Origin of the sequence: Paenarthrobacter sp. AMU7, from assembly GCF_041200195.1 — a bacterium.
Lineage (GTDB): Bacteria > Actinomycetota > Actinomycetes > Actinomycetales > Micrococcaceae > Arthrobacter.
Map to the genome: position 1 here is coordinate 2,930,523 of NZ_CP165735.1, position 16,471 is coordinate 2,946,993.

Genomic DNA, 16,471 nt, shown 5'->3' on the forward strand with positions numbered 1-16,471 from the left:
CCTCACGTGGTGTCGGGCCAAGGATTCCTTAAACAAAGACCGCTCAAAATATGCCGGCCACGGAGTGGCTTCGGCCTGCCGGAGCCGGGTAGCTTCCGATCGTAGATCGGAAGCTACCCGGCGTAGGGGCGGGGCCGGCATATTTTGAGCGGTTAGAGCACAGCTATTTGTCGTTGTCGGACTTCGCTCCGAGTGTCGTCTTCTGAACCTGCATGAGGAACTCGACGTTGCTCTGCGTCTCCCGGATCTTGTTGGTCAGCAGCTCAAGGCTCTGCTGCTGCTCCAGGCCGGAAAGGACGCGGCGCAGCTTCCACATGATCTTGACTTCTTCAGGCGAGAGGAGGTTCTCTTCGCGGCGTGTGCCGGACGCGTTGACGTCCACGGCCGGGAAGATGCGCTTGTCTGCCAGCTGGCGGGACAGGCGGAGCTCCATGTTGCCGGTGCCCTTGAACTCTTCGAAGATGACTTCATCCATCTTGGAGCCGGTCTCCACGAGGGCCGTTGCCAGGATGGTCAGCGAACCGCCGTTTTCGATGTTGCGTGCAGCACCGAAGAAGCGCTTGGGCGGGTACAGGGCTGCGGAGTCCACACCACCGGACAGGATACGGCCGGAGGCCGGTGCTGCCAGGTTGTAGGCGCGGCCCAGGCGGGTCATGGAGTCCAGGAGGACTACAACGTCCATACCCATTTCCACGAGGCGCTTGGCGCGTTCGATGGAAAGTTCGGCAACCGTGGTGTGATCGTCGGCGGGACGGTCGAAGGTTGAGGCAATGACCTCACCCTTGACGGTGCGCTGCATGTCCGTAACTTCTTCGGGACGTTCGTCAACCAGCACCATCATGAGGTGGACCTCAGGGTTGTTGGTGGTGATTGCATTCGCGATGGACTGCAGGATGAGCGTCTTGCCGGCCTTCGGCGGCGACACGATCAGGCCACGCTGGCCCTTGCCGATCGGGGCCACGAGGTCAATGACACGCGGGCCGATCTTCTTGGGATCAGTCTCAAGGCGGAGGCGCTCGGACGGGTACAGCGGTACGAGCTTGGCGAACTCGACGCGGTCCTTGAGCTCTTCCGGAGTCTTGCCGTTGACGGATGTGACGCGAACCAACGCGTTGAACTTCTGTCGGGCCGACTGCTGGCTGCGGTCTTCGCCGTCACGCGGTGCACGGATGGCGCCGACAACGGCGTCGCCCTTGCGGAGGTTGTACTTCTTGACCTGTGCCAGGGAGACGTAAACGTCGTTCGCCCCGGGGAGGTAGCCGGACGTACGGATGAACGCGTAGTTCTCCAGGACGTCCAGAATGCCGGCTACGGGAAGCAGGACGTCATCCTCGGTGACCTCGACGTCGTCGACGTCCGGTCCCTGGGCGCGGCCGCGACGACGTTCGTTGCGGTCGCGGAAGCGGTCGCTGCGGGTGTTTCCGTCACGGCTGTCCTGACCTCCCCGACGGTCGCTGCGGTCGTTCTGGTCGTTGCGGTCACGACGGTTGCGGCGGTTGCGGCGGTTGCCGGTGTCATCGCCATCGTTGGTGTCTTCACGGCGGCCGCGGGTGTTGTCACGGCGTTCGCGCTGCTCGCCCGAATCCGACTGTTCACGCTGCTCACGCTGTTCGTTGCGGTCGGCGCGCTGCTCACGCTGCTCGGTGCGGTCGGCACGCTGCTCACGCTGTTCCGTGCGGTCAGCACGCTGCTCCGTGCGGTCAGCGCGCTGCTCACGCTGCTCGGCCGCGGGGGCTTCTGCCGCTTCAGCAGGTGCTGCAGCAGCTTCGCCACGGCGGCGGTTGCGGGTGCGCGGCTGGCGACGCTCGGTACCGGACTCAGCCGCTTCAGATGCTGCCGGTGCTTCAGCAACCGGCGCAACTGCGGTTTCAGCGGGCGCAGCAGCGGCCTCAACAGCAGCTACTACACCATCACTGGTGGCGCGGCGGCTACGGCCACGGCCTCGACCGCGGGGGGCTTCCTGGGCCGGAGCCTCGGAGGCAGCATCGGCAACAGCACCGTTTTCGGCAGCCTTAACCTTGGTCTCCCCTGCAGCCTTGGCATCCACGGCCGGAGCTTCCTTGGCCACAGCAGTGGTTCCCTTTGCCGGGGCACTGGCCTTGGCGGGTGCCTTGGTAGTGGAGGTGCCGGCGCGATGGGCGGAAATGGCGGTCACCAGATCCCCCTTACGCATACGCGATCCCCCGGAGATGCCCAACTGGCTCGCGAGAGCCTGAAGCTGGGCGAGCTTAAGGCCTGCAAGGCCGCTGCTCTTGGTGGTTGCTGCTGTTGACGACTCAGCAGCAGAAGATGTTGTGTCCACAGCTGAAGCCAGCTCAGTGGTTTCTGTCACGAAGGATCCTTCCCCCTCGACGGCGTCCAGAGCGAGAGCTGGACGCGATGATTTGTTCTGGGCTGCAGTTCAGATCTGCAGCCGGTGATTTGGGCCGTGCCTGATGGATTGTGGCCAACAGGGCCGGATACTGATCGTCATCACTGGATCCGGTTGCCCGGACTGCCGGCTGTAGGTTCAGGGAACAGAGAGATCTCGGCACCTGAGACTGGCCGGAAAGAGACGACACCACCAACGTTGGCACAGTTGACGAAAGGTACGGCGAAACACCGAGATCCGAAATCAGGGAACTGCCCGCGGCTTTACCGGCGGTGCACTTCCACTCTAGCACCTTGAACGTCCACAGCCAGTGTCATCACACGCCAGCCAATGTCTGGTGTGTTGGACGCCGTGTAGGACTCAATGAAATCCGCAACAGTGGAGGCTTCACGTTCCCCGTTGGCCAGCACCATCACAGTGGGGCCCGCACCGGAAACAACGGCCGCGTGGCCTGCGGCCCGAAGCGCCGCGATGAGGTCGGCGCTGGGAAGCATAGCCTGTGCACGGTAGCTCTGGTGGAGGTAGTCCTCGGTAGCAGGCAACAGGAAGGCTGGCTGCGCCGTGAGGGCGTGGATCAGCAGGGCGGCGCGTCCGGAATTCATGGCCGCCGCATGATGGCCCACGGAGGCAGGGAGCAAACCGCGTGCCGTCTCCGTGGACAACTCAAAGTCGGGGACGGCGACTACCGGAATGACTGAAGGCGCAACGTCTGCCCTGGTACTGCTGTACTGCTCGCTGTCCTGCCAGGACAGCGCCAGTCCGCCGAAAATGGCGGGTGCGACGTTGTCCGGGTGGCCCTCCATCTCGCTGGTCAGCTGCAGGATCCAATCGCGATCCTTCCGCGATTCCTCCGGTACCAAGGCATTGGCTGCGGTCACCGCTGCCACCACGGCAGAAGCTGAGGATCCGAGGCCACGTCCGTGCGGATTGACGTTGTCCGCAGTAATTTTCAGCCCGGAGTGCTGGTAGCCAAGGCGATCCAGCGCAAGATCAATGGCGCGCACCACGAGGTGGCTGGAATCCCGGGGAAGGGTTTCGGCCCCTTCACCGGAGAGCTCAAACTCGAGCTCTCCGGTGCTGAGGGTTTCCACCGTCAAGGTGTCGTAAATCGACAAGGCCAAGCCGAGGCTGTCGTAGCCGGGGCCCAGGTTGGCGCTTGTACCGGGGACCTTGACGGTCAGCCGCTGGCCTGCCGCGACGAGCGCACGATCAGTCGCGGTGGGCTGCGTTGATTCCACTCTTACTTTTCTTCCAGTCCCAGTTCTGCGGCAACGGTGACGACGTCGTTCGGCACCTTGACGGGTTGAACATCACTGCCATCGTCAGTGCGGAGGGCCCACTGCGGGTCCTTGAGTCCGTGACCGGTAACCGTGATGACGATGGTCTTCCCGGAGGGAACCTCGCCTGCAGCGTGCTTCTTGATGAGGCCTGCGACGCCGGCAGCGGAGCCGGGTTCCACGAAGACGCCCTCCTTGGCGGACAGCCAGCGGTGGGCAGCCAGGATCTCATCATCCGTAACGGCCTCAATCAGGCCACCGGATTCGTCGCGGGCGGCAACAGCGGTGTCCCAGGACGCCGGGTTGCCGATGCGGATGGCAGTCGCGATGGTGTCCGGCTCAGTGATCGGGTGTCCGGCAACAAATGGCGCCGCCCCTGCAGCCTGGAAGCCCCACATGATGGGCGTCTTGGTGGCGACAGCCGCCAAGGTCCCGTTGGCGGTCTCGAAGGGCGCGGAATATTCCTTGTAGCCCTTCCAGTAGGCGCTGATGTTGCCGGCATTACCGACAGGCAGAACATGGATGTCAGGAGCATCGCCGAGTGAGTCGACGATTTCGAAGGCACCGGTCTTCTGGCCCTGGATACGGGCGGGGTTGACGGAGTTCACCAGGAACACCGGGTAGGACTCACCCAGTTTGCGGGCAATGTCCAGGCAGTTGTCGAAGTTGCCGTCAACCTGCAGCAAGGTGGCGCCGTGCGCGATCGCCTGGCTCAATTTGCCCATGGAGATCTTGCCTTCGGGAACCAAAACGGCACACTTCAGCCCGGCCGCAGTGGCGTAGGCAGCTGCCGAGGCAGAGGTGTTACCGGTGGACGCACAGACCACTGCCTTGGCCCCGGCTTCAACTGCTGCCGTCATGGCCATGGTCATGCCACGGTCCTTGAAGGAACCCGTGGGGTTCATGCCTTCAACCTTCAGGTACACCTCTGAACCGGTGAGCTCGGAGAGCTGCCGTGCATGGACCAGGGGCGTGCCGCCCTCGCCGAGGGTAATGACCTTGGTGGCTTCCGTTACGGGCAAACGATCAGCGTATTCGCGGATTACTCCGCGCCATTGGTGAGCCACTTAGACCCCTTCTACCCGCAGTACGGATGTCACAGAATTGATGACGTCCAGGCCCTTGACGGCCTCGACGGTTGCTGCGAGTGCAGCTTCGGATGCACGGTGCGTCACGATCTTCAGCTCAGCCGATTCAACGTTCGACTCTGCGTCGCGGTGGATCGTCTGCCGCATGATCTCGATGGAGACACCGTTTTCCGCAAAGATGTGCGCAATCCGCGCCAATACGCCGGCTTGGTCAGCTACGTCCAATCCGATGTAGTAGCTGGTGTTGGATGCGTCGATGGCCAGCGCCGGGACGTGCCCCGTGGTGGTTTCCGTGCGGCCCGGGCCACCAAGGACCAGGCGCCGCGCTGCGGAGACGAGGTCACCAAGTACGGCAGAGGCGGTAGGAGTTCCGCCTGCACCCTGCCCGTAGAACATCAGTTCGCCGGCGTTCTCCGCCTCGATGAAGACTGCGTTGAAGGCGCCGCGGACGGCGGCCAACGGGTGTTCCCGCGGCAGCAGTGTGGGGTGGACCCGCACTGAGATGCCGCCGCCGTTTTCTGCTGAGTCGATCTTCTCGGCAATCGCCAAGAGCTTGATGACGAATCCGGCTTCCTTGGCAGAGGCGATGTCCGCCGCGCTGACCTTGGTGATGCCTTCGCAGTAGACATCGTCCAGGGAAAAGCGTGTGTGGAAGGACAGGGAGGCCAGAATGGCTGCCTTCGCCGCGGCGTCGTGTCCTTCGATGTCGGCAGTGGGATCCGCTTCGGCGTATCCGAGCCGCTGGGCTTCGGCCAGTGCGTCAGAGAACTGGGCACCGGTGGTGTCCATCTGGTCAAGGATGAAGTTGGTGGTGCCGTTGACGATGCCCAGGACCCTGGTGATGCGATCGCCGGACAGGCTGTCGCGGATGGGGCGCAGGATGGGGATGGCACCTGCTACCGCGGCTTCGTAAGACAACTGGACACCGGCTTTGTCAGCCTCTTCGTACAGGGTGGGGCCGTCCTGCGCGAGCAGGGCCTTGTTGCCGGTGACAACACATGCGCCGTTCTGGATGGCCGTAAGGATCAACGAACGTGCTGGCTCAATGCCTCCCATGAGTTCGATGACCAGGTCTGCATCCTTGACCAGGGTGTCGGCATCCGTGGTGAAAAGTTCACGCGGCAGTTCGACGTCACGCGGGGCATCGATGGTGCGTACGGCGATGCCCGAAAGTTCGAGGCGGGCGCCGCTGCGGGCGGCCAGGGCGTCGGCGTCGTCAATCAGAATCCGCGCGACCTGGGCCCCAACGTTGCCACAGCCCAGCAGGGCCACCTTCAAGGTTCGCACTTCAGACATTCGCCACTCCCATGTCGCGGTTCAAGAGATCTTCTTCGGTTTCCCCGCGGACAATCAGCCGGGCAGCTCCGTCGCGTACAGCGACAACGCCAGGCCGTGCCAGGTAGTTGTAGTTGCTGGAGAGGGCCCAGCAGTAGGCGCCGGTACCCGGTACTGCGAGCAAATCACCGGCTGCCACATCCGCGGGCAGATATACATCTCTAACAACTATGTCGCCGCTCTCGCAATGTTTGCCCACTACGCGGGACAGCTGGGGAGCCGCAGAGGAGTCACGGGAAGCCAGAATCGCCGAATAATCCGCGTCGTACAGCACCGGACGGGCGTTATCGCTCATGCCGCCGTCCACTGACACATAACGGCGTGGATACGTAACGTTCTTTTGACCGTCCTCACCATCAGGGGCGTCAACCCGCACGGTTTTGAGGGTGCCTACTTCATAAAGCGTGAACGTGGTGCTGCCTACGATCGCCCGTCCGGGTTCGATGGAGATGCGCGGCGGCGTGATGTCCAACCTGGCGCATGTGGAACGCACGACGGCGGCCATCGCCTCCGCGATCTCGGCCGGTGGGCGGGGTGTGTCCACCGGGGTGTACGCGATGCCATAGCCACCCCCGAGGTCCAGTTCCGGCAGGACAATGGAGTACTTGGTCTGCATGGCCGCGAGGAAACCCAGAAGCTTCTCCGCAGCGACGGCAAAACCATCCGGCTCAAAGATCTGCGAGCCGATGTGGCAGTGCAGGCCGAGCAGTTCGACGCTTGAGTAGGAGGTGGCTGCTGCCACAGCTTCCTCGGCTGCCGAAAGACCAGCTTCCTCGGTGGAGTCTTCCGCCATGGAGAGGCCAAATTTCTGGTCCTCGTGTGCGGTGGCGATGAACTCGTGGGTATGCGCGTGCACACCAGGTGTCAGGCGCAGCATGACCTTGGCAACTTCGCCGCGGCCGGAAGCTATTTTGGCAACCCGCTCGAGTTCATCGAGGCTGTCCACCACGATCCTGCCCAGCTTCATGTCCAGGGCGCGGTTGATCTCCGCGTCCGACTTGTTGTTGCCATGCAACCCCAGATTGGAGCCGTCAATTCCCGCACGTGCAGCGACAGCTAGTTCGCCGCCGGAACAGGTATCCAGGCGCAGGCCCTCTTCTGCTACCCAGCTTGCCACGGCGGTGCACAGGAAGGACTTCCCTGCGTAGTAGACGTCCACTCCCCCGCAAATATCGGCGAAGGCGGCGTCGAAGGCATCCTTGAATGCCCTTGCACGGGAGCGGAAGTCCGATTCGCTCATGACAAACAGTGGAGTTCCGAACTGTTCCTTGAGCTCACTGACGGAAAAACCGTCAACTGTGACTTCACCGGCGTCGTTCTTTCCAACTCCGGCGGCCCACAGGGGTTCCTGCAGTGCGTTGAGGTCCTCAGGTACGGCCAACCATTCGGGAGCGAGCGGAGAAGCGTGATCAGCTGCTGTGTTCATTGCCCTACATCCGTTCCGGCGCCGAAACGCCCAGCAGTTCGAGTCCGTTGGCAAGTACCTGGCTGGTGGCGTCATTGAGCCACAGGCGCGTGCGGTTCACATCAAGGACGGGATCGTCACCCTGCGGCGACACCCGGCAGGCGTCATACCAGCGGTGGTAGGCCCCGGCAATGACTTCAAGGTGGCGGGCCACACGGTGCGGCTCGCGCAGCTCAGCAGCCTTGGCCACGATGGACGGGTAGCTGCCCAGATAGGACAGCAGCTCGTTTTCCGTGGCGTGGTCCAGGAGCGATGCGTCGAATGCATCCACTCCATCAACCTGGCGTTCTACACCGGCTTCGGCAGCGTTGCGTGCCGTGCCGCGGGACCGCGCGTGGGCATACTGCACGTAAAATACCGGGTTCTCGTTGCTGTGCTTCTTCAGCAACTCCGGATCCAGCGTCAGCGGCGAGTCGGCCGGGAAACGGGCCAGGGAGTAGCGCACGGCATCCTTGCCCAGCCAGGAAATGAGGTCCTTGAGCTCAATGATGTTGCCCGCACGCTTGGACAGCTTTGCGCCGTTTACCGAGACCAGTTGGCCGATGAGAACCTCGATGTTGGCCTCGGGATCATCGCCCGCGCAGGCCGCAATGGCCTTCAGACGGTTGATGTAGCCGTGATGGTCGGCGCCGAGCAGGTAGATCTTCTCAGTGAAACCACGGTCCTTCTTGGAAAGGTAGTAGGCAGCGTCCGCGGCGAAGTAGGTCGGTTCGCCATTGGCGCGGATCATCACGCGGTCTTTGTCGTCACCGAAGTCGGTGGTGCGCAGCCACACGGCACCACCGTCGTCAAAGACGTGGCCCTGCTCGCGAAGGCGGGCAACAGCGGATTCGATCGCACCGGCGTCGTGCAGTTCCTTCTCCGAGAAGAAGACGTCGAACTCCACGCCGAAGTCCGCCAGGGTCGTTTTGATGTCCGCCATCTGTGCCTCATAGGCAGCCGAACGGATCACAGGGAGGGCGGCCTCGTCCGTCAGTTCCCGGATGCCGGGGTGGGCCTTCAGGACTTCGTCGCCGAGCTCTCGGATGTATTCACCCGGATAGCCGCCCTCAGGGACGCCGCGGCCGTGCAGCCGGGAAAGGACAGAGTTGGCAAAGACATTCATCTGCGAGCCGGCGTCGTTGATGTAGTACTCAGCGGTGACGTTTGCACCGGAGGCGCGCAGGACCCTGGCGATCGCATCGCCCAAGGCTGCCCAACGGGTGTGCCCAATGTGCAACGGTCCTGTGGGGTTCGCGGACACGAATTCCATGTTGACCACGCGTCCCGCGAGCGCCTGGTTGGTGCCGTAGCTGGATCCGGCCTCAACGATGGCCTTTGCCAGGGCACCGGCGGTGGCGGCGTCCACTGTGATGTTCAGGAAGCCGGGACCGGCTATTTCCACCCCTGTGACACCGGGGATGCCCTGGAGGTGGTTGCTGAGGATCCCGGCAAATTCGCGCGGATTCATCCCGGCCTGCTTGGAGAGTTGCAGCGCGATGTTGGTGGCCCAGTCTCCATGATCCCGGTTCTTTGGTCGCTCCACTCGCACGGAATCGGGCACGGCAGATTCCGTCAAGGTAATTTCGCCGGTAGAGACGGCGTCCTTAAGGCAGGCGGATATGGCAGCAGAGAGTTCTTCGGGAGTCACGCATCTAGCCTACCGGGGGCCCGCAAAGTCGCGGAATTGAGGGTCGCTTATGTGGACAATGTGGACACAGCCAACGCACAGGAACGTATATCGGGCGCCACAGACTGAACCATTACGCTGAATTCAACGTTGTGAAGACGTAGGAGGTGGCCTCGTCCGTCATCCCGCGAGTACCAATCCCATGACCATTTCTTGTCCAGTTGAAACGAGCAGAACCATGACTACGCCACTCCGCAAGAGCATTTACTCCGGAATTGCCGGCCTTTCACTCATTGGTGCCGTGGCGGGCTGCGCGCCGTCTGCGCAGTCCCCGTCCGCTGAATCCACGCCGGCTGCCGAGAATGGCGGCCAGGCCAGCACGTCCAGCCCCACCTCTTCCTCTACCGCGTCCGGCTCCACTGCCGCGGGCGCTTCGGTATACAAGGACGGAACCTACAGCGCCGACGGCACGTACACCTCGCCCAATGGCCAGGAGACCGTGGGCGTGGAATTGACGCTTGCCGGTGACAGGGTGTCCGCGGTCAACATCACCACGCACCCTTCGAACCCCAACACCAAGAAGTTCCAAGGCGAGTTCGCCAGCGGCATTTCGGCGCAGATTGTTGGCAAGAACATCGACGAACTCAATGTCTCCAAGGTGGCTGGTTCCTCCTTGACGTCCGGCGGGTTCAACGATGCCGTGAAGCAGATCAAGTCCCAGGCCAAGTAGCACCATGCCGCACGCGGACTGGAGCTCCTTCAGTTTTGACGGCATCGGGACGCGGTGGGAGATTTCGACGCCGGAGGCGCTGGCACCCGCGGTGCGGCACCAACTGCTGGAAACAGTCGGTGACTATGACGCGACGTATTCGCGGTTCAGGCCGGACTCCCTGGTGTCAGGCCTGTCCCGCGAACCCGGCAGGATTACCTTGCCCGGGCATGCCGTAGCCCTCCATGAGGTCTACGCCGCCCTGTATCGGCTCAGCGGGGGCGCCATGACCCCCCTCATCGGCAGCAGTCTGGAAAGGCTTGGCTACGATCCGGGTTACACGTTGGCCCCCTCCGGAGATCCCCTGGCCCCGCCACGCTGGGAAGACGTCCTTGAGTGGACGGATACGGCACTGACCGTCACCGAAGCAGTGGTCCTGGACATTGGGGCTGCGGGGAAGGGGCAGTTGGTGGACCTGCTGGGCGGGATCCTGCAGTCAACCGGCCATTCTGAATTCCTGGTGGATGGGAGCGGCGACATGCTCCATGCGGGCACCCACCCTGTGATGGTCGCCTTGGAACATCCCTATAATCCCGGCCAGGCCATAGGCACTGTTGAGCTCCATAATTCAGCCCTCTGCGCTTCGGCTTCCAACCGGCGCGCCTGGGGCGATGGCCTGCACCACGTCCTGGACGGGACTACAGGCCGGCCCATCCACACCATGGTGGCTACCTGGACCATGGCTGCGAGCGCATTGGTGGCGGATGCGTTGGCCACTGCCTTGTTCATGCTTGAACCGGCCCAGTTGCAGGAGGAGTTCTATTTCTCCTGGCTCAGGGTGTCCTCCAGTGGTGCCGCCACATTTTCGCACCGTTTCGAGGGGAGACTGTTCACATGATTGCCGCTAAGTCCCGCGTAGACACCTGGTTGGGCCGCTTCACGATGTACCGCTTGATTCTGTGGGTGCTGGGTGCGCTCGTGGCCTACAGCATGCTCCTCAACATTCTGGGCTGGCTGACGTTCGGCCTCCCCGAGATGCTGGTGCATCTGGCGCTCTGCCTGACGGTAACGTACGCGTCCAACCGACTGCTGGCGTTGATCTTCCGCCTCCAGCCGCACACGGAGTCCTCCCTGATTACGGGATTGCTGCTCTATTTCCTGTTCTGGCCCGCCTTCGGAGTCACTGACATGACAGGCGTGGCCCTGGCCTGCGTGGTGGCCAGCGTCTCCAAATATGCGCTGGCCTTCCGTGGGCGTCACATCTTTAATCCGGCCGCGGCCGGGGCGTTCGTCACTGGCCTGACCGGGTTGAACATCGCCACGTGGTGGGCTGCGACCCCGGCAATGCTGTGGCTCCTGGTTCCCGGCGTGCTGGTTGTGCTGTACCGCACGCGAAAAATGTTGATGGCGACGGTCTTCCTGGTGGTGGCTGCCGGCATCATCACCGTGGAGCTCCTGAGCCGCAGCATGAGCTTCGGACAGGCACTGTGGCAGTCCTTGGCGCAGAGGCCTCTGCTGTTTTTCGTGGGCTTCATGCTCTCGGAGCCGCTCACCCTCCCTCCCCGCCGATGGCAGCAGTTGGCGCTTGCCGGTGTGGTGGGTGTTGTGTTTGCGGTTCCATATAACTTCGGCTTTGTTGCCAACTCCCCCGAACTCGCTTTGTTGCTGGGCAACCTCCTGGCCTTCTTCCTGGGCCAGCGTGGCGGGGTGGAACTGACGTTCAAAGGTTCGCGTGCCCTGACCCCGGGCAGCACGGAGTTCAGGTTTGAGCCACAGCGCCCGGTGCGGTTTGCTGCAGGCCAGTACATGGAGCTCAACCTGCCGCACCGGGCTTCCGACGGCAAGGGCCGCCGGCGGGTCTTCAGTATCACCAGTGCCCCGGGCGCCCCGGAAGTGACCTTTGGAGTTGGCACGGCCGAGCCGCTGTCCACGGCAAAGAAGGCGTTGCTGGCTTTGAAACCCGGCGACAAACTCTCTGCCACGGCCGTAGGCGGGGACTTTGTTCTACCGCACGACGCCGGCAAACCGGTCCTGCTGATCGCTGCAGGAATCGGCATTACGCCGTTCCTCTCGCACCTGTCCGCTGACGCCGCGCCCCGCGACACCGTGGTGATGTACCTCGCCAAAGGTCGCGATGAGTTGGCCGGCGTGGAGCAGCTGGAAGCCTCCGGGGCCAGGGTGATCGCCAGGCTGGCGGACGGTTCCGCTCCCCCGGCGTTCATGGTCGACGCCGGTGCCGCCAGAATCGACGCGGAACGCCTCAAGGAGTTGGTCCCCGACATTGCCGATCGCGAAGTTTTCGTTTCCGGCTCACCAGCAAGCGTTGATTCGCTGCGTGCCGCTGCCCGCACTGCAGGGGCGCGCCGTATCCACGTCGATTCGTTCGCCGGGTACTGATGCGAAGGGCCGGTCCGGTGGTCCAAGGCGGGGATTGCCGCCGGTGGGTCGGGTTTTCATTTGCGGCGCAGTGACTGCTAAGCTCTAGGACGTCCCACCGGCAACGGAGGGAACCCTGGATGCCCTCGTAGCTCAGGGGATAGAGCGTCTGCCTCCGGAGCAGAAGGCCGTAGGTTCGAATCCTATCGAGGGCACAACGAATACCCCGCCAGTGAACTGGCGGGGTATTTTTGTGTTCCGGTGCCGGCTATCAGTTCGGGGCTTGCCGGACGTTCACCGCGATATTGTCGGAGGCTGCTTTTAGGCTGAATCCAGTTGGTCTTTCCGATAGCCAAAGGGGTTTGCCGTGATGTGTTCGATCGTTCCTCCGTACATGCTTCGCAGGATTGCCGCCCAGAGCGAGCCACGGCTGCGGGCCGTGGCCAGGGCAGCAAAGGAGTCGCTGCTGCACATCAAAGACCTGCAGGCCATCCGCACAGCGCCCATCCCTGCGGCGCCGCCCAGTGCCCGCCAGGCAAAGCCGGGCCCGCCCAAGCGGACCATTTTCGATGCCGAATCCACGGAGACCTTGCCCGGCCGTGTTGTCCGTAAGGAAGGCGCCGGGCCTGTCGGGGACATGGCGGCGGATGAGGCCTACGACGGCCTTGGCAGCACACACCGCCTGTATGGGGAAATCTTCGGCAGGGACTCCATCGATGATGCGGGCCTCGCCCTCGATGCCACTGTCCACTACGGAAAGCTCTACGACAACGCCTTTTGGGACGGATCGCAAATGGTCTTTGGCGATGGCGACGGCCAGATCTTCCAACGCTTCACCAAGTCCGTCAGTGTCATCGGCCACGAACTCGCCCACGGGGTGACCCAATACACGGCCAATCTTGCCTACCGGAACCAGGCCGGTGCACTCAACGAGTCCATGTCTGACGTCTTCGGTGTCCTCGTGGAGCAGTACCTGAAGCAGGAGACTGCGTCGAAAGCCAGCTGGCTCATCGGTGAGGGTCTCTTCACGGACCAGGTCCAAGGCGCTGCCCTGCGCTCCATGAAGGCGCCGGGCACCGCTTACGACGACGACGTCCTCGGCAAGGATCCCCAGCCGGACTCCATGGACACATACGTGCGCACCAGCGCGGACAACGGTGGGGTGCACATCAACTCCGGCATCCCCAACAAGGCTTTCTACGTCGTGGCCTCGGAACTCGGTGGCAATGCGTGGGAGGCGCCCGGCCAGATTTGGTACGGTACATTGACCAGCGGCTCCCTCCCCGCGACCTGCACCTTTGGAAAGTTCGCGAAGACCACCGTGGCCACCGCCGGGGAACTTTTCGGATCCGGTTCCGCGGAGCATGACGCCGTCCTCAAGGCGTGGGAGACTGTGAAGGTCAAGGTTTAGTCGGTCGGCGGACCGGACAGCTTGGTGCGGTCCCGCTGGCTGGCTGACGAGGAAAAGTCGAACGAGAAGCAGCCGGCCATGAAGATCACCGTCCAACGCAGTGGGGGAATTGCAGCGATGACGCGCGTCTGGAGCGTGGACGCAGTCTCCCCCGATGACAAGGAACGGTGGGTTCCCATGGTTGAGGCTTGCCCATGGGAGGAAGCCAAGAGCCAGTCACGGGCGGCCAACCAACCGGACAGGTTCATGTACTCCATCAGGGCAGGCCAACGCCGGGCCACCCTCCCGGACCGCGCCGTCACCGGGCCTTGGCAGGAACTGGTGGAATGTGCCAAAGCCGAGGGCTCTGAGTCCCGCGGCCGCCTGGGAGGCAGACGCTGACAGCCAAGGGCGTAGAACGCAGCGCGTCCCTAAATAGCCTCCGCCAACTGCCCACGGAAAGCACGGCGATAACTCTGCGGGCTGGTATCCAGCACCTTGGTGAAATGGTGGCGGAGCAGCACAGAATGTCCGAACCCCGCTTCCCTGGCAATTTCGTCGATGTTCAGCTCTGTGGTCTCCAGGAGTTCCTGGGCCCTGAGCACCCGCTGCGAGTTCAGCCAGGCAGCCGGAGTAGTTCCCGTCTCTGCCCTGAAGCGGCGGGCGAAGGTCCTCGGTGACATGTGGAGGCGGGCCGCCAACTCGTTCACGCTGTGTTCCTCGTCGAGGTGCTCAACCATCCACCGGAGGAGTTCCTCCATGGGCGCGGATCCGCATCGCGGCATGGGCCGGTCAATGAACTGGGCCTGGCCGCCATCGCGGTGCGGCGGAACCACCATGTCCCGGGCAATGGCGGCAGCTACGTTGGCTCCCAACTCGACCCGAACCAAGTGGAGGCAGGCGTCGATGCCGGCCGCCGTGCCTGCGCTGGTGATGATGGTTCCATCCTGCACATAAAGGACGTTCTCGTCCACGATGGCCCCGGGGTATCGGCTGGACAGATCCTGTGAATAGTGCCAATGCGTGGTGCACCGACGCCCTTCCAGCAATCCAGCACGGGCCAGGGCGTAGGCCCCGGAGCAGATGGACATCACCCATGCGCCCCGTGCGTGGGCTGCCCGCAGAGCGTCCAGGACCGATTCGGGGACGTCCAGGTCCCGGCCGAAAGGCGCCATGATGACGAGGTCCGCATCGGCGGCTGCTTCCAAGCCCAGGTTGACGTGGAGGGACAGCCCGGACTTCATGCGGATATCCCCTGGCTCCGGCGCGCATACCCGGAAGTCGAAGGCCGGAACTCCGACGCCCCGATCCGATCTGTCAATGCCGAAAACTTCGAAAGCCGTGCCAAATTCGAAGATCGAGAAGTCGGGAACAACGATCACCGCCACTGATTTCAACATATCTCCAGTGTGGCAGAAAATTATCTAAATGGGGCATTTCTGCCACTGTTTCTTGACCTTCCACAGGAGCAGGCTGGAGGCATGGAAATCTTCGGAATCATCCTCTTCATAGTCCTCATCACCGCCGTCGCGGCCACTGTTTCAGCCTTGCTGAAGGATGGCCGCGGCCATAACCCGCCCATCCAGTCCAAGGAGCCCTGGAGCGCTTTCGACGCTCCCAGCACCCCGTACTGGAACCCCCGCATCTACTAGGACATGCAGGCTCACTGCACACCTTCGTCAAAACCAACCCCACCAGCCAAAGCCGGCAACCCACATTGTCCACCCGACGCCCGCCCGTTCACGGAATTTTGCGCAGATTCCCCGAACGGCGGGCGTCTTTCTGCCTGCCACAGGTAGTGGAACTGTCGTCCGTGCCGAAGCGACATGGACTAGATTCACTTGCATGATCCAAACCTCTGCCCGCCTCCTCCAGCTGTTGTCACTGTTGCAGGTGCGCCGGGAATGGACAGGTCCGGCCCTGGCGGACCGCATGGGCGTCACCGAACGGACCGTGCGCCGCGATGTCGACAAGCTCCGTAACCTGGGATACCCCATCCATGCGTCCCCGGGGATCGCAGGCGGTTACCAACTGGGGGCCGGTGCGCAGCTGCCGCCCCTGCTGCTGGACGACAACGAAGCCCTGGCAGTTGCACTGGGGTTGAACTCCGTAGCTGCGGGACCCGTCGCCGGCATTGGCGAGGCCTCCGTTCGTGCCCTGGCAAAACTGGAACAAGTATTGCCTTCCCGGCTGCGCCCGAAGTTCGCCATGCTGAAAGCAGCAGTCACCACCCTTCCCAGCAACGCGGCCACGGTTGACCCGCAACAGCTGACGGTGGTTTCAGCCGCGATATCGGACAGGCGCCAGATCTCTTTTGACTACGTCAAGTCCGACGGCGAATCGGCACGCCGCCTCGTGGAACCCTACCGGCTGGTGGACACCGGCCGCCGTTGGTACCTGGTCGCCTGGGATGTGGAACGGGACGACTGGCGGACCTTCCGCGCGGATCGTTTTGCTTCCCTGCCGTCCGAACGCAAAAAGTACCTGCCCCGCCCCTTGCCTGCCGAAGACCTTGCAGCCTACGTGCAGCAGTCCATCACCCGTTCCCCCTACAGGTTCGACGTCGTGGTGCGGCTCCGCGCGCCGCTCGCGGAGGTGGCCGCCGTCGTCAGTTCACAGTACGCGACGCTGGCCGCTGACGGTCCGGCAGCAACCATCCTCCGTTCCGGGTGGGACAACCTTGCTGCACCGGCCGCTTACCTTGCCGCACTGGACATGGACTTCGAGATCCTGGAACCGGAGGAGTTCAGGTCATTCGCCCGCCATCTCTCCCACCGGCTCACCGCGGCGGCGGGGACTGTGACGGACACAGCGGACGGGGAACCGCGGCCACAGTAGACTGGCAGCAGCC

Annotated in this window: 14 protein-coding genes and 1 tRNA gene; 8 read left to right on the top strand and 7 right to left on the bottom strand. The window is 63.1% G+C overall.

Annotation, left to right across the window (positions count from 1 at the left end; translation table 11 throughout):
- Positions 1-163 precede the first annotated feature (163 nt).
- The 6 genes from rho to ABQM86_RS13530 all read right to left on the bottom strand — a co-directional run bounded on the left by rho (position 164) and on the right by ABQM86_RS13530 (position 9,166).
- Positions 164-2,332 (bottom strand): transcription termination factor Rho, encoded by a 2,169-nt coding sequence (gene rho, locus ABQM86_RS13505; RefSeq protein WP_207593909.1) that lies wholly within the window; start codon positions 2,330-2,332, stop codon positions 164-166.
- A 302-nt stretch (positions 2,333-2,634) separates the two neighbouring features.
- Positions 2,635-3,609, bottom strand: coding sequence for a homoserine kinase (thrB, locus tag ABQM86_RS13510; RefSeq protein WP_369744659.1), 975 nt, complete (start codon positions 3,607-3,609; stop codon positions 2,635-2,637).
- Positions 3,610-3,611: 2 nt separating this feature from the next.
- The gene (gene thrC / locus ABQM86_RS13515; protein WP_207593911.1) at positions 3,612-4,715 is read right to left on the bottom strand and encodes a threonine synthase; all 1,104 of its coding nucleotides are present in this window, start codon (positions 4,713-4,715) and stop codon (positions 3,612-3,614) included.
- Positions 4,716-6,032 (bottom strand): homoserine dehydrogenase, encoded by a 1,317-nt coding sequence (locus ABQM86_RS13520; protein WP_207593912.1) that lies wholly within the window; start codon positions 6,030-6,032, stop codon positions 4,716-4,718.
- A complete protein-coding gene (gene lysA, locus ABQM86_RS13525; RefSeq protein ID WP_280623092.1) occupies positions 6,025-7,497 on the bottom strand; it encodes a diaminopimelate decarboxylase in 1,473 nt (490 codons plus the stop codon). The genes ABQM86_RS13520 and lysA overlap by 8 nt, the downstream gene beginning before the upstream one ends.
- A gap of 4 nt (positions 7,498-7,501) precedes the next feature.
- Positions 7,502-9,166, bottom strand: a complete 1,665-nt coding sequence (locus tag ABQM86_RS13530) for an arginine--tRNA ligase (protein WP_280623094.1) — start codon at positions 9,164-9,166, stop codon at positions 7,502-7,504.
- A 217-nt stretch (positions 9,167-9,383) separates the two neighbouring features.
- Between ABQM86_RS13530 and ABQM86_RS13535 the strand changes: the two genes are divergently transcribed.
- From ABQM86_RS13535 to ABQM86_RS13560, 6 genes are all read left to right on the top strand, one after another.
- Positions 9,384-9,875 (top strand): hypothetical protein, encoded by a 492-nt coding sequence (locus ABQM86_RS13535; protein WP_280623095.1) that lies wholly within the window; start codon positions 9,384-9,386, stop codon positions 9,873-9,875.
- 4 nt (positions 9,876-9,879) lie between these two features.
- Positions 9,880-10,752 carry an FAD:protein FMN transferase gene (locus ABQM86_RS13540; RefSeq protein WP_369744661.1) on the top strand — a complete coding sequence of 291 codons (873 nt, stop codon included), beginning with the start codon at positions 9,880-9,882 and terminating at the stop codon, positions 10,750-10,752.
- Positions 10,749-12,251, top strand: coding sequence for an FAD-dependent oxidoreductase (locus tag ABQM86_RS13545; RefSeq protein ID WP_369744662.1), 1,503 nt, complete (start codon positions 10,749-10,751; stop codon positions 12,249-12,251). Before ABQM86_RS13540 ends, ABQM86_RS13545 begins: the two co-directional genes overlap by 4 nt.
- A gap of 121 nt (positions 12,252-12,372) precedes the next feature.
- Positions 12,373-12,445, top strand: a tRNA-Arg gene (locus tag ABQM86_RS13550).
- 155 nt (positions 12,446-12,600) lie between these two features.
- Positions 12,601-13,641, top strand: a complete 1,041-nt coding sequence (locus ABQM86_RS13555; protein WP_242703335.1) for a M4 family metallopeptidase — start codon at positions 12,601-12,603, stop codon at positions 13,639-13,641.
- A 78-nt stretch (positions 13,642-13,719) separates the two neighbouring features.
- A complete protein-coding gene (locus ABQM86_RS13560) occupies positions 13,720-14,022 on the top strand; it encodes a protealysin inhibitor emfourin (RefSeq protein WP_207593918.1) in 303 nt (100 codons plus the stop codon).
- A 29-nt stretch (positions 14,023-14,051) separates the two neighbouring features.
- Here the strand turns inward: ABQM86_RS13560 and ABQM86_RS13565 are convergent, their stop codons facing one another.
- Positions 14,052-15,020: a GlxA family transcriptional regulator gene (locus ABQM86_RS13565; RefSeq protein WP_369744663.1), complete on the bottom strand. Its 969-nt coding sequence runs from the start codon at positions 15,018-15,020 to the stop codon at positions 14,052-14,054.
- An 81-nt stretch (positions 15,021-15,101) separates the two neighbouring features.
- Between ABQM86_RS13565 and ABQM86_RS13570 the strand changes: the two genes are divergently transcribed.
- Positions 15,102-15,272 carry a hypothetical protein gene (locus ABQM86_RS13570; protein WP_198318235.1) on the top strand — a complete coding sequence of 57 codons (171 nt, stop codon included), beginning with the start codon at positions 15,102-15,104 and terminating at the stop codon, positions 15,270-15,272.
- Positions 15,273-15,465: 193 nt separating this feature from the next.
- Positions 15,466-16,458: a YafY family protein gene (locus ABQM86_RS13575; protein WP_207593920.1), complete on the top strand. Its 993-nt coding sequence runs from the start codon at positions 15,466-15,468 to the stop codon at positions 16,456-16,458.
- The last annotated feature ends 13 nt before the right edge of the window (positions 16,459-16,471 follow it).